The sequence below is a fragment of the Photobacterium sanguinicancri genome, assembly GCF_024346675.1.
GTDB lineage: Bacteria > Pseudomonadota > Gammaproteobacteria > Enterobacterales > Vibrionaceae > Photobacterium > Photobacterium sanguinicancri.
Genome location: NZ_AP024850.1, coordinates 1,793,682 through 1,806,102 on the forward strand (window position 1 = coordinate 1,793,682; position 12,421 = coordinate 1,806,102).

At 41.8% G+C, this 12,421-nt stretch carries 15 protein-coding genes; 8 read left to right on the forward strand and 7 right to left on the reverse strand.

The features are described from left to right. Window positions 1–86: 86 nt before the first annotated feature. Window positions 87–668 (forward strand): dioxygenase family protein, encoded by a 582-nt coding sequence (locus tag OCU87_RS08615; RefSeq protein WP_261858306.1) that lies wholly within the window; start codon window positions 87–89, stop codon window positions 666–668. Between the two features lie 73 nt (window positions 669–741). Here OCU87_RS08615 and OCU87_RS08620 read toward each other — a convergent pair whose 3' ends face one another. The 3 genes from OCU87_RS08620 to OCU87_RS08630 form a co-directional block, all read right to left on the reverse strand. Continuing rightward, window positions 742–1,236 carry a peptidylprolyl isomerase gene (locus OCU87_RS08620; protein ID WP_062689092.1) on the reverse strand — a complete coding sequence of 165 codons (495 nt, stop codon included), beginning with the start codon at window positions 1,234–1,236 and terminating at the stop codon, window positions 742–744. 142 nt (window positions 1,237–1,378) lie between these two features. Beyond that, window positions 1,379–3,925, reverse strand: coding sequence for an Ig-like domain-containing protein (locus OCU87_RS08625; RefSeq protein ID WP_261858363.1), 2,547 nt, complete (start codon window positions 3,923–3,925; stop codon window positions 1,379–1,381). Window positions 3,926–4,430: 505 nt separating this feature from the next. After that, a complete protein-coding gene (locus OCU87_RS08630) occupies window positions 4,431–4,775 on the reverse strand; it encodes a HopJ type III effector protein (protein WP_261858307.1) in 345 nt (114 codons plus the stop codon). 178 nt (window positions 4,776–4,953) lie between these two features. Here OCU87_RS08630 and OCU87_RS08635 point away from each other — a divergent pair, with 178 nt between their 5' ends. The 4 genes from OCU87_RS08635 to OCU87_RS08650 all read left to right on the forward strand — a co-directional run bounded on the left by OCU87_RS08635 (window position 4,954) and on the right by OCU87_RS08650 (window position 8,851). After that, a complete protein-coding gene (locus tag OCU87_RS08635; RefSeq protein WP_062689088.1) occupies window positions 4,954–5,376 on the forward strand; it encodes a hypothetical protein in 423 nt (140 codons plus the stop codon). A 338-nt stretch (window positions 5,377–5,714) separates the two neighbouring features. Next, window positions 5,715–6,536: a phosphate/phosphite/phosphonate ABC transporter substrate-binding protein gene (locus OCU87_RS08640; RefSeq protein ID WP_261858308.1), complete on the forward strand. Its 822-nt coding sequence runs from the start codon at window positions 5,715–5,717 to the stop codon at window positions 6,534–6,536. A gap of 36 nt (window positions 6,537–6,572) precedes the next feature. Beyond that, window positions 6,573–8,471 carry an ATP-binding protein gene (locus tag OCU87_RS08645; protein ID WP_261858309.1) on the forward strand — a complete coding sequence of 633 codons (1,899 nt, stop codon included), beginning with the start codon at window positions 6,573–6,575 and terminating at the stop codon, window positions 8,469–8,471. 38 nt (window positions 8,472–8,509) lie between these two features. Then, on the forward strand, window positions 8,510–8,851 hold the full coding sequence (locus OCU87_RS08650; RefSeq protein WP_261858310.1) for a response regulator: 342 nt from the start codon (window positions 8,510–8,512) through the stop codon (window positions 8,849–8,851). A 61-nt stretch (window positions 8,852–8,912) separates the two neighbouring features. Here the strand turns inward: OCU87_RS08650 and OCU87_RS08655 are convergent, their stop codons facing one another. Further along, on the reverse strand, window positions 8,913–9,092 hold the full coding sequence (locus tag OCU87_RS08655) for a CCGSCS motif protein (protein ID WP_062689084.1): 180 nt from the start codon (window positions 9,090–9,092) through the stop codon (window positions 8,913–8,915). 203 nt (window positions 9,093–9,295) lie between these two features. On the opposite strand from OCU87_RS08655, the gene OCU87_RS08660 reads away from it, so the two are divergent. Further along, window positions 9,296–9,586 carry a YkgJ family cysteine cluster protein gene (locus OCU87_RS08660; protein ID WP_062689082.1) on the forward strand — a complete coding sequence of 97 codons (291 nt, stop codon included), beginning with the start codon at window positions 9,296–9,298 and terminating at the stop codon, window positions 9,584–9,586. Window positions 9,587–9,677: 91 nt separating this feature from the next. Here the strand turns inward: OCU87_RS08660 and OCU87_RS08665 are convergent, their stop codons facing one another. Genes OCU87_RS08665 through OCU87_RS08675 form a run of 3 tightly spaced genes read right to left on the reverse strand, consistent with a single transcriptional unit; the run spans window position 9,678 to window position 11,167 of the window. Continuing rightward, window positions 9,678–9,905, reverse strand: a complete 228-nt coding sequence (locus OCU87_RS08665) for a glutaredoxin family protein (protein WP_062689080.1) — start codon at window positions 9,903–9,905, stop codon at window positions 9,678–9,680. Between the two features lie 54 nt (window positions 9,906–9,959). Further along, a complete protein-coding gene (locus OCU87_RS08670; protein ID WP_315972482.1) occupies window positions 9,960–10,628 on the reverse strand; it encodes a glutathione S-transferase in 669 nt (222 codons plus the stop codon). Between the two features lie 53 nt (window positions 10,629–10,681). Continuing rightward, on the reverse strand, window positions 10,682–11,167 hold the full coding sequence (locus OCU87_RS08675) for a hypothetical protein (protein ID WP_261858311.1): 486 nt from the start codon (window positions 11,165–11,167) through the stop codon (window positions 10,682–10,684). A gap of 140 nt (window positions 11,168–11,307) precedes the next feature. Here OCU87_RS08675 and OCU87_RS08680 point away from each other — a divergent pair, with 140 nt between their 5' ends. Both OCU87_RS08680 and OCU87_RS08685 read left to right on the forward strand, forming a co-directional pair. Then, window positions 11,308–11,823, forward strand: coding sequence for a ClbS/DfsB family four-helix bundle protein (locus OCU87_RS08680; protein WP_094956415.1), 516 nt, complete (start codon window positions 11,308–11,310; stop codon window positions 11,821–11,823). 41 nt (window positions 11,824–11,864) lie between these two features. Further along, the gene (locus OCU87_RS08685) at window positions 11,865–12,227 is read left to right on the forward strand and encodes an MmcQ/YjbR family DNA-binding protein (RefSeq protein WP_261858312.1); all 363 of its coding nucleotides are present in this window, start codon (window positions 11,865–11,867) and stop codon (window positions 12,225–12,227) included. Window positions 12,228–12,421: the final 194 nt, after the last annotated feature.

Genomic DNA, 12,421 nt, shown 5'->3' on the forward strand with positions numbered 1-12,421 from the left:
CAACAGCATCGCCAATTAGTTTATTTGAATAAGCACTGCCACAATGTAAGTAATGTCGAAGGCTACTTACTATCGGGAGAGGTATTATGCGCAGGCGTCACTTCCTTGCATTGTGGTCACTGTTGTTCGCGTGGCGTGCGAAAGCAAAACCAACCACCGCTAGCTTGTTAACGCCCCCTCAAGCGGAAGGGCCATTCTATCCCGTAATACCTATACCGAGCCGTTCAAATTTAATCGCTAATGTGCAAGGGCTGATAGGTAAGCCTTTGATTTTGCAAGGGCAAGTTCGCAACCGCCAAGGAAAGCCGTTACTCGGTATTCAAGTTGAAATTTGGCAATGCGATGGCGCAGGTATTTACGATCATCCTCAGCAGGCTAACCACACGGCATTTGACTCTCATTTTGCCGGCTTTGGTGGTGTTGAAACCGATAGTAAAGGGCAATATGCCTTTCAAACCTTGGTACCAGTGCCTTACAACAATCGACCACCACATATTCACGTTAAGCTATGGCAAAAAGATCGTGAACTATTAACAACTCAGCTGTATCTGAAAGGGCAGACAGGCAATGAATGGTGGGGCGGAGAAGAACGAGAGCAACTACAAATCGATATTGTTCAAAACGGTGAACACTCGGAGGCCAGTTTTGATTTTGTAGTGAATGCTTAATATTGACGTTAAGTGATAAAGAGTGCCATATAGCCTTGGTTGCTAGGCACTCTTTTACTTATTCAGAGAGGTATTACTCTTTGATTGTTACTTTCTCAATAACAATTGGCTCGCTTGGTACATCATCGTGGCCGCGCTTACAGGTTGTGCGCACAACCGCCATTTTCTTCACGACATCCATACCCGCCGTTACTTTACCAAACACACAGTAACCCCAGCCCATATTGGTTGTTGCAGTGTGATCCAAGAAATCGTTATCATCTAGGTTGATGAAAAACTGTGCTGTTGCTGAGTGTGGGGCATCAGTACGTGCCATTGCGATTGAACCAATTACGTTCTTCAGACCGCGATTTGCTTCGTTAGCAATAGGATCTCGTGTTGGTTTTTCATCCATATCCGCAGTGTGACCACCACCTTGGACCATAAAACCTTTAATCACACGGTGAAAAATCGTGCCTTCGTAAAAACCATCTTGGCAGTACTTCAAGAAGTTCTTAGAGGTAACGGGCGCACGCTCCATGTTTAACTCAATCTCGATGTCGCCCATGTTGGTACTTAAAATAATCATTTGGTTTAACCGTGTTGATAGGTATTTAGCGGCGCAGTATACGGAATTACCTTGTTAAGCGTAAAGTTATAAAAGAAAACGCTCAGTAAAGACTGAGCGTTTATTGCGTTTTTAAATCCTGTGACTTTAAGCTTGATGAATACTACTGTGCATTCATCGCTTTTAATTTATCACCGACAGGGCCAGAGAAGTTGTAGCCGTCGTGCTCATCCCAATTGATAGACCATGTCATCACGCCACCGAAGTTAGGGTAAAGCTTGGTTGGAACCACCGTGCCACACTTGGTACCTTTGGTCGCACAATCAAGTGCATCTAAGATGTTTTGTGTTGGCGCTTGGCCTGAGTTCGCAGAGCTAGGACCCGAGGGTAAACCGTAAGCGACTTGGTCATCACGCAGTGGTGCGAATTGCGTCCCATCAGCCAGTTTAAAGCCCTCTACCAGCATACGTGCTGATGCAACCATCATATCCACAGAACCTTCAGGTGCAGAAGCGCCATTCATGTACGGATTAGGCAAGCCACCGTTGTTGTATAGCTGAACATGGAGTAGGTCGAGGGTATCGCGTAGCTCGTTAATCAATGGAATATAAGCCCCCCAAATACCGCTGTAAGCTATCATGCCACCTTGAACGTATGGGTGTTCTGGTGCCATGGTTAAGTACATGTCACTGCCCATGTTGGTTTCGATTTGTTTAAGTGCTCGCGGTAAACGTGCTTGGATTTGCGTGCCATGAAGTAAGTTAGAACCACTTTCTAGGTCAACATCTAACCCATCAAATCCCCATTCTTGAATAATGCTGGTTAAGCTACTTACAAAATTAGCTTCATCGGTATCAGTATTTAAGGTGATGGTACCTTCCGCGCCGCCTAAAGACAGTACTATCACTTTACCTTGCGCTTGTAGCTCGTGAACGTCTTGCTTAAAGAGTTCAGGGCTTAATGCAGGGCAGCTGCTGTGCATGTCGCCAGCGTATAAGTTGAAGTGCACTGTACCATCGCTATTACGATCGTTGTCTGCAAAGGCAATATCAATAATATCCCAAGCAGGTGAAATTTCACGTAAGCGAATAGGGCAGCCAGCACCGTTTACAAAGTTGTGCCAGTAACCGATGAGGTTATGTTTTACTGCTGATTGCTCGACAACTTTTACAGAAGCAGCTGGGGATATGGCCGTGGCGCCGAGTGTATCTGTTGCTATCGCTGTGACGGTGTAACTACCTGCGGAGCCTGCTGTCCAATTGGCTTGGTAAGGTGCCGTGGTGTCAGATGCAACAATGCTACCGTTAACTAAGAAGTCCACTTTTTGGATTGCGCCATTAATGGCAGAGGCTGTCGCTGAGAGATTAAACGCCTTTCCTAAAGTAACGGTTGACCCGCTTACTGGTGAGGTCAAACTGGTGGCTAATGCTTGATCGCTTACACTGACTAGCACCGATGATTCTGCATTATTGCCTTCGTTATCCGTCGCAATCGCTTTTAAGCTAACATCACCTAATCCTGTTGCAAGCCAATCTGCCGCATAAGGCGCAGTTGTGTCTGTACCTAGGTTGTTATTGCCAGCAAAGAACTGAACTTGGGTGACACTGCCGTCAGCATCGGATGCAGAAGCGGCTACTGTGATACTACTGCCTGCAAGGATAATGCTGTTATTTGTAGGGGATGTAATCGCCACTTCAGGCACTATGGCGCAGATGCCTAAATCACTCCAAGCATCTGTCCAATGTTGGCCATTACCGGGTTCATAAGCCCACGCTGCGTTGGATGAGCACCAGCCAGCCACATCACAGTGATACTTATGGTTTAAGTTTTGTACTGTGTCACCAACTTGGTAGCTGTGTCCTGCAGTGTAGGTTGGAATGCCTTGGCATCCACCACTCTCAGAACCACCAGATACCGCCACTGTGATTGTTTCGCTAAATGTTGCGGTGTTTTCGTTATCGATCGCTTTTGATTTAAAGCTATGTGTACCTTGTTGGGCTATCCAAGTGTGTTCATAAGGCGCTGCGGTATCACTGCCGACTAAACTGTCATCGATATAGAAATCGACTTGTGAAATTGATCCATCTTTATCAGTGGCAGATGCGGCAAGAGTTAGGTTGTCATTTGCTCGGATTTGAGATGTGCTGGTTGGGTTCGTTAGACTAATTTCTGGTGGTAAGTTATTGGTTGGGTTAGATACTGAAACATTAACTGTTTTGCTACTGGTCGCGCCTTGGTCATCGGTCACTTTTGCTTTAATGGCATGGCTACCCGCAAGGGCAGTCCAATTAGTCGTATAAGGTGCTGTGGTAATTAGTGCTAAAGCGGTGCCATTTAATAGGAATTCAACGCTCGCAACAGTCCCATCAGGATCACTTGCTGCAGCACTGAGTATAACTGCATCACCTGTAGTAAATTGGGCATTGCTGAGTGGCGAAGTAACAGTAATGCTTGGTGGCTGATTATTGGGCGTGCCGTCGCACTGGCCTAATGCTGTCCACTCTTGCCATTGTCCTGAGTGTGCCGAAGGCTCATTTCCTTTCGTCCACCAGTTGGCTTTGTACACAATACTACTGCTTTGTACTTGATCATTCGTGCTGTAGGCGGTGCTACTATTCCAGATCTCAATCTGGGAGCAGTCCATGGCATTAGCTTGCCCAATAGCGCTTAAGCTACCAATGATGGCGCAAGCGATTAACGATTTTTGCATCATAATATCCCTATCAAATAGTGAATGTAATTACTGATGAAGATTGTTGTTTTTCCCTGCTAAAAAAGAGCTCACATCGAAGACGTAAATTAAAAGCCTTACAAGTTCAATCATTAGCTTGTTTAGGCCAAAAGAAGAGGTGTTTTTTAAATTAGATTCAATAATTTATATGACATTCACAAGCTTGTTAAAATGCAAAGTAACAATATGAGTTATTTGGAAGCAACTCGATGTTTTTTAGTACGGAAAAATAAGCGGTTAGATACAGCGGAAGTTAAATTTGCACCTGTATCTTATTGTTATTAAAGGGAGGTGATTATCTATAAATAATGGGAAGTGCGGTCGATGCTTCGATGGCAACGCCTGTAATCATGCTGTTTGTAGAGAATCATTTGGTTTGTAGATAGGTATATTGCTTTTTCGTTAGCGATTAGGCTTATCATCCAGTTCTAGGTTTTACTCGGGAAAGGCATCCCGAGTTATAATGATGCGGTGAGTTGTTTAGTTATTTACTTTCGAGTGCTTTTGAATCAAATGTTACGCCGTTCCAACCATATTGGATGAAGTTTCTAATATTCAAGTGGTCTGTATTATGAGGGTGTTTCAACACATCATCGCGATAAAAACGACCAAAGCAGGCAAGGGTCTGTTTCTCTGTTAATGCATTACGTTGCCCAAAGGACAAAATCTTACACGAACCATTATTTTCACCCGCCTGATTGCTTACATCCCCATTGCTAAATGCGGTTGGTGTGAAGGTGTAATGTTGGTCGATGATAGCCATTGTTTGTTCAAACTCGATATGGCTCGGGTCGTGTTTTAGTTGCGCTAAAAATTGTGACAATTCCATTGATTTCTTTATCTCCACTTGATTATTCATAGTTAGATTACGCAGCCACTATAGCGTGTCAAAAACCAATTAAAATTGCTATTTGAAACTTTGAGCTAACTTCCAAAATAAAGGAGTTAAGCTGCTTCGTTAGTTGCAATAAGATTAAATAGGGAAAACAAAAAATAGGGAAGTAGGCATGAAAAAACCATTTGTTATTTTGGCTATTGTAGCGGCTGTATTACTTATTGTTCGACAGTTTGCTAATACTGAGCGAGTACCCATAACGGTGGCATTGCCTGATACCCCTTCATTTACTGTTTCAAACCAATTTGATGGCAACTGGGAAGGGAAAAGGGTTGATGTCAGTGGTGATAAAATATGTTTGCAAACACGGATAATCGGTAACATTGACAATGGTCAGGTGACTTTAAAGTTGATGTACAATAATACGATACTGAAAGGTTGGATTTCAGAGAAAGGAAAGCTAGAGCTGTATTCTGATAGTCCAAGGTGGGGTTATCGCTTTAATGGAATCGTGACGAATAACAAGATTGACGGCGAGTGGAAGGTTACCAACGCGCGATGTCATGGCACTTGGCATATAGAAAAAGCCAGTTGATATAAATACCAGTTGTAATGACTTTACTATTAATCCATATGAAACAAATCCTACCGTATTAAGTAAGCCTTCAAACACTATAATTTGAATGTAGAGTTGCACTATTCTCACTATTAAATCCTACTTAACAGAGTGGGATTTTTTTGCGTATCGTTCAATGAATTGTTTTGGCATAAAGATTGACTGTTACTTTAGCAAGCTATGCAATTGGTTGCTATTTGGTTAAAGCTCTTTGCAATGAATAATAGGCGAATTGAGCCACTCTGTATCGCTTATGGCGCATCAATACAGAGTGTGTTTATAACTGCCTTGGGAAAAGCGAATAAAGGAGTACTAAAATGCAAACCAAAATGAATTGCGTAATCGTAAAGCAGCTATGTATTGCCTTGTTGGTCTTAATTTCTTTTCAATCGTATGCGGAGCAGAAAGAAATTGTTTTTGGTGTAGTACCGCAGCAATCAGCGTCTAAATTAGCAAAACAGTGGGGACCGTTGCTCGAAGCCTGGAGTGACGTTACTGGGATCAAGTTTAGCTTTGCTACAGCTCGTGATATTCCAACGTTTGAAGAACGTTTAGCAGCAGGTGAATATGATATGGCCTACATGAACCCTTATCATTTTACCCTCGTTAACCATGCCCCTGGTTATACTGCGCTGGCCCATGCCAAAGATAAACGAATTACCGGGATAATGGTGGCGCAAAAGGATTGGAGTGGTTCTATTGAATCTTTGAGTGATCAATTACTTGCTTTTCCTGCCCCTCGAGCGTTTGCAGCATCCATTCTCACGCAGTCAGAACTGCGACAGAAAGGGCTTTCTATAATGCCTAAATATGTTGGTGCGCATGATTCTGTATATATGGCGGTTGCTAAAGGACTTTATCCTGCGGGAGGTGGTGTTATGCGAACATTTAACAGCATCCCAGATTCTTTAAGAGAGCAACTCAAGGTCATTTATAAAACGAATAGTTATACGCCTCATGCCATTGCCTATCTGAATTCGTTAGACGCTGACACAGCTAATCAATTACGTAACAGTATAGACTCGCTTAATCAGCACCCTAAAGCGAAAGCGATGTTTGATATGCTGAGTATTAAAGGTTTTGAACCAGCGAAGGATAGCGACTGGGATGACATCGTAGGGTTAGGCATCAACCTTTAGGTAGAAGCGATATAAAAGTAAGAAGGGGGGCATATTGTGAAGTTAAGAACTAAGACAATTATTGGCATCGCAGTTATTGAAGCCCTTGCTCTTGCGCTACTTATTGTTACTGGATTGCAATGGCTAAAATCATCGAATGAAAATCGGTTGAAAGTTGGTACAAACCAATTGGCAAGTGTTTTTGCAAAAGCAACAAGAGATGCGGTATTAGCGACGGACTTAGCCTATTTAGATAGCTTTGCTGAATCCTTGGTTAGTGAGCAAAATCTTGCCTATATCCGAATTACCGACCGTAATGGTATCGAGTTAGCACGGCACGGTGATTACACCAATGTTGATACTACCGTCTCTCCAGCTGATGTAACTGATGACGTTTATGATGTGATAAGCCCAATTCAAGTCGATGGCCAGCTTTATGGCAATGTTGAGATGGGGGTAACAGTTAACGACCTTCATGTCATGCTTAGCCAAGCCACACGCTCAAGCTTGTTAATTGCCATTGCTGAAATGTCGCTGGTGGCTTTGTTCTCTTTAGCACTAGGGACATACTTGATGCGTCGGCTTGATGTGTTAAGAAAGGGGGCAGACAAGGTGGCTAAAATGGGGCCCGGAGCGCAAATTATGGTAACGGGCCACGATGAGGTAACGCGTGTTAGTACCGCCTTTAATGAGATGTCTCATTCTTTAGCTAAAGCACAAGAAACACTGGCAGAAAAACACCAACAGCAAATTGCACTAACGGAAAAAGTCACTGAACTTGCTCAGGTTGCCGAGCATGCTAGGGATGTCATCATAATCACAGATACGGACGGTAAGATAACCTGGGTAAATCCAGCTTTTGAAAATCTTACTGGTTATACCTTGTCTGAAGTTGTTGGTCAGTCTCCTGGTTGTTTACTACAAGGTGATTGTTCTGATCTTGAAATTGTTCATGAAATGTCACGGAAGATAGCTCAGAAGGAAGCTGTACGCGTTGAGATCCTTAATTATGCTAAAGGTGGTGAGTCGTATTGGGTTGAGCTAGATATTTCCCCTGTAACAGATAGCGACGGTGAAATAGTGCGGTTTATTGCTGTTGAACGCGATATAACTAAGCGCCGACAGGTTGAGGAACAATTAGAGACAGCCCTTGAAGAGGCGACGAGAGCAACTAAAGCCAAATCTGAGTTTCTGGCTAACATGAGCCATGAAATTCGAACACCAATGAATGCGATTATGGGCTTTAGTGAGTTACTTCTTGAAAAGTCTATGCATTCAGAACAACGAGAGCAGTTGGAATTAGTGCATAAGTCGGCTGCAAATTTAGTCACTATTATTAACGACATTCTAGATTACAGTAAAATTGAGGCAGGTAAATTATCATTAACAAATGAATGTTTTAATTTAAAAGAGGTGGTTGAGTCTACGATAGATCTGTGTACTTATCAGGCGAAAGAGAAAAATTTACCATTAGTTATGAATATATCTTCAAAGATAAATACAGCAGTAGTTGGAGATAAAGGCCGCCTTAACCAAATTCTTTTAAATTTAATTGGAAATGCGGTTAAATTTACGGATTCAGGCTCAGTCTCGGTGAACATTGATGCTGAAGCACTTGTTGGAAAAACGCGTTTCCATATTTGTGTACAAGATACTGGGATAGGAATACCAGCAGAAAGACTCCCGTTTATTATGGAAAAATTTGAACAGGTGGATAATTCGGCAACCCGACAATATGAGGGGACAGGCTTAGGTTTAGCCATTTGTAAACGCTTAATCCAACTCTTTGGTGGAGAACTCACTGTATGTTCCGAAGCAGGAAAAGGTTCTTGTTTTTCCTTTACCATGACGTTAGTTAATCAGCCAGCCAAGTCTCCGACAGCGGTTAATCAAGATCATTACATAGCCGATGATCACCGAGTGAACGATGTAATTGAGCATAAAAAATACTCATAGCAGAAGATAGCTATGTAAATCGCTTACTGATAGAAAAAATGTTGGCGGATACGGCCGTTGAACTCCTCTTTGCCGAAGATGGAGAGCAAGCTGTTGCGCTGTATCGGGAAAACCTTCCAGATCTCGTTATCACTGATATTTCGATGCCCAACAAAGATGGTTATGAAGCGACGGCGGATATTCGTGCGTTGCAAGAAATAAACTATCCTTGGTGCCCCGTTATTGCCTTGTCTGCGCATGCTATGGCTGAGGAGAAGAAAAAGAGTCTTGCTTTAGGGATGGATGATTACTTAACAAAGCCAGTTAATAAGGCAGATTTGATCAAAATGATTGCTAAATGGATTTCATATCAAGAAAAAAAAGAAAAACGAAAAGGGTAAGGTGCTTGAAGTTACTCCCTCCAGTTTATGGAAGGAGCTCGCTTGTTCTATTAAATTAATATTAAGAGCATGAACCACAACAAAAACCTGGTTCACCGTGTTTTCCTTTTTTCTTCTCTGCTGTTTGATCTTCAGTACCTTCGATTACTGCTTGTGTATCCTCAGTTTGTGCTTGTTGCGTCAAAACTGCATTTGTTTCAGATTCATCTTTTTTAAATAATTTTTTGAATGATAGTGCCATGTCGTTTCTCCGAGATGTTTGTACTTCTAAAGTTGCATTTCATGTGCATGTTATTGGTCTTGGTTAAATTGGTCAAGTACCTATTTATAACCTACGCATTACATCAAGATTTATCGCAGTAAAAGGACTGAGGGCATCACATTGCTATTGCACCGTTAAATAATAAGATATGATGCGGGCAAATACGTATTTTGAAGCTGTTTATGAATATTGAAGTCAAAAATGTCCCTGCTTCTGAAGTGACATGTGCTAACTGCCAAGCATGTTGCTGCCGTCTAGAAGTAATGATATTGACAGATACAGGTGTACCAGAAGAACATATTGCAACAGATAATTGGGGTGGCGAGGTAATGGCTCGTTTAGACGATGGTTGGTGCTCAGCACTGGATCGTGACACTTTGATGTGTACGATTTACGAAAATCGCCCTTGGATTTGTCGTGAGTTTGAAATGGGCTCTTATGAATGCATTGATGAGCGTATAGCGAACATGTAAGCCGAGTACGTTAGGCTAAGCTGGTGGTTTATCCCAAACTTTATTGAGCATGATGAAGGTATAAAGCTTGGGATAATCGTTAGAAAAACGTTTACGCGTTAAACGCCTTTTCAAAATTCTTTTGATTCCAACCGATCACCACCTGATCACCGACTTTTAATACTGGAATAGAGCGAGCTTTCATTGCACTGAGTTCTTTCTGAGCGCGGGGCGTCGCAGCGTTCGTTAATCGGTAGGGAATTTTCTTCGCATCAAGGTAACGCTGTGCGTCTTTACAGTGCGGGCAATTGTCTTTTACGTAAAGGGTGATCTTTTTCATTTGGTGTCTTTTCTTATTGTGCGTTAAGCAAAATGAATCTTCACTTAGGGCTGATTAACTTTCAAAGCTTAAAATAACATTCTCACGTTCAACAAGCCATTCTGGATAGGGCCTCATCGCTTTTGCATACAGCGGATTATTATAGTGGTTAGTAAGCCACTGTCGAAATTTAGGGTAAGGCGCCAGTTGAAACCATTTTCGATCCACTTTTGAAAATTGGCGCATAAAAGGGAGCAGTGCATAGTCTGCAAGCGATGGTGTATTACCCATTAAAAAAGCAGAATGCGTTAATTTATCCTCCAATGCTGCAACAAAGCCCTCACAGATTTGCCTTGCATCAGCCTCTTTCTTGTCATGATAACGTGCAGTTGCCCTGTATTGCTCTAACTGAGGAATAAAGACATTATCATGCTGTTCGATTAGCTGGCGCATTTCATTAGATGTTTTAGGCTCTCCTGTCCTCAATAAATTATTAGGGTCATTGGTTGTTAAAGCCCAATACATAATGGCTAAGCTCTGGTCGATGACTTTATCTTCTTGCGGGAAGTAAAGTACGGGGACTGTCCCTTTGGGTGATACAGCGAGCATTTCGGCGGGTTTATTTTGCAGCTTAACATTACGTAATAATACGGTTTGGTTTGCTAATAGTAAGCTAAGTCTTGCTCGTATTGCGTACGGGCAACGTTGTAAGGAATACAGAATAGGGTAATTTATATCACTCATCGGCTCTCTACCTTAGCTTAATCACAGAGTATACATACGCTAAAGATAACACCTTATCGTAGAGGGGACTCTTGAAGGGTGTATTGGGTTAAAAAGGATTGAAGTGGCTCAATACCTGATTTTTGCTGACACTCTTCTTGCCAGCAGGTGTAAATAGCGGTTTCGTGGGCGGCGATAAGCTCAAATACCGGCAACTCTATAGCAGAATGCATTTCTGTTTGGTTATACCAATCCCGGTATTGACGTTCATAGGGCTTAACCCAAGCTTCAAGTGTGATCACTAATTCATCCCAAGGCAGCGCTATCCACTTTTGTGCGTCTGCTTCACCTTTGCTAATCATTTTGGGGTCATGGTTATTGTAATGCTGTTGAACGCTATCAAAATAAGCTTCGATCAGTTTTGCCGTACGTACTTCGACTGCTATCAATGTATCCCAAAGTGTTTGTTGCTTTTGTTCTGTGTAGTGCTTGGCAAAGTACTCAAAAAAAGCAATGCCGTATAGCTCGCCTTGATAAGCTGTCTGTATATTTTGATTCATTTCATGGCCTTCGTGTTTACATGTGTTGATTTAGCCGCTGGTGGCATACATTAACGACGTCAGATAATGGAGGTATGTTAGATAGTTAATTTAGTAAATCAAGGTATTGATAATGATTCGCAAATAAAAAGGAGCTTGTCGTGTCTTCTGTTCCGCAAAATAAAGTAGAGTTACTTAGCGCAATCAATGAGGCGTTTAGAAAACTTCACTGTGACGTTGTCACTATTCCAGCCGAGTTGACTCGCCTTTGTGAAATTGAAGGCAATGTGAAAGGAACAAGGATCAGTGTCTGCGATACCTTAGCTTATTTGCTTGGCTGGGGGAGACTTGTGATGTTTTGGTATGAAGAAAAAGCAGCTGGGCGAGATGTTGAATTTCCAGCTGATGGTTATAAGTGGAATCAGCTAGGGCTGTTAGCCCAGCACTTTCAGCATGAATATCGTGATTGGTCTTTTCTTGCGCTTCAGCAAGAGCTACAAGTAACGACAGCGTCGATTGTTACCTTAATTGATAGTTTAGATAATAGCTGCTTGTATGAACAGCCATGGTATGAAAAATGGACATTGGGGAGGATGATTCAATTTAATACATCATCACCGATGAAAAATGTAAGGACAAAGATACGTAAATTTAAGAAAGTTCACCAGCTGAGTTAGTCTTAGCTATGCATGTTTATTGGATATACACGGAGTAGCTCATGAATAAACATCAAATAGAAACATTGCTATCATCGTTTACTGGTTCCGATGTGTCATCTCCCTTTGGTCCTGATGCTTTAGTTTATAAAGTGAAAGGTAAAATGTACGCACTCGTTTCTCAAAATGAAGACATAGCGCGTGTTACGGTGAAATGTAAACCTGAGGATGGTGAAGTATTAGTATCTCAATTTGATTCGATTTCTCCTGGTTATTACATGAATAAAAGACACTGGATAACGATTAAACTTTGTGGAGAAGTTGATTCAACGCTATTAACGGATCTTGCTCATCATTCTTATCAACTTGTTGTCGCTAAACTAAAAAAAGTAGAAAGGGAGTCTCTTCTTATTAATAGTGACTAGTGTTTTGATTAATAACTGTTGAAGAGTGAAGGGATACGATTCATGAATATGAAATATATATTCCTTTATTTTAGAAGTGATCAAATTCTCACATTAATAACAAAATAGTGCGGCTATTAATAAATAAGTGGAATGTCACAGTTACTTTTATCATTTAAACGTTATTCTTCTCTTAAAATTCAACCCATAAAATG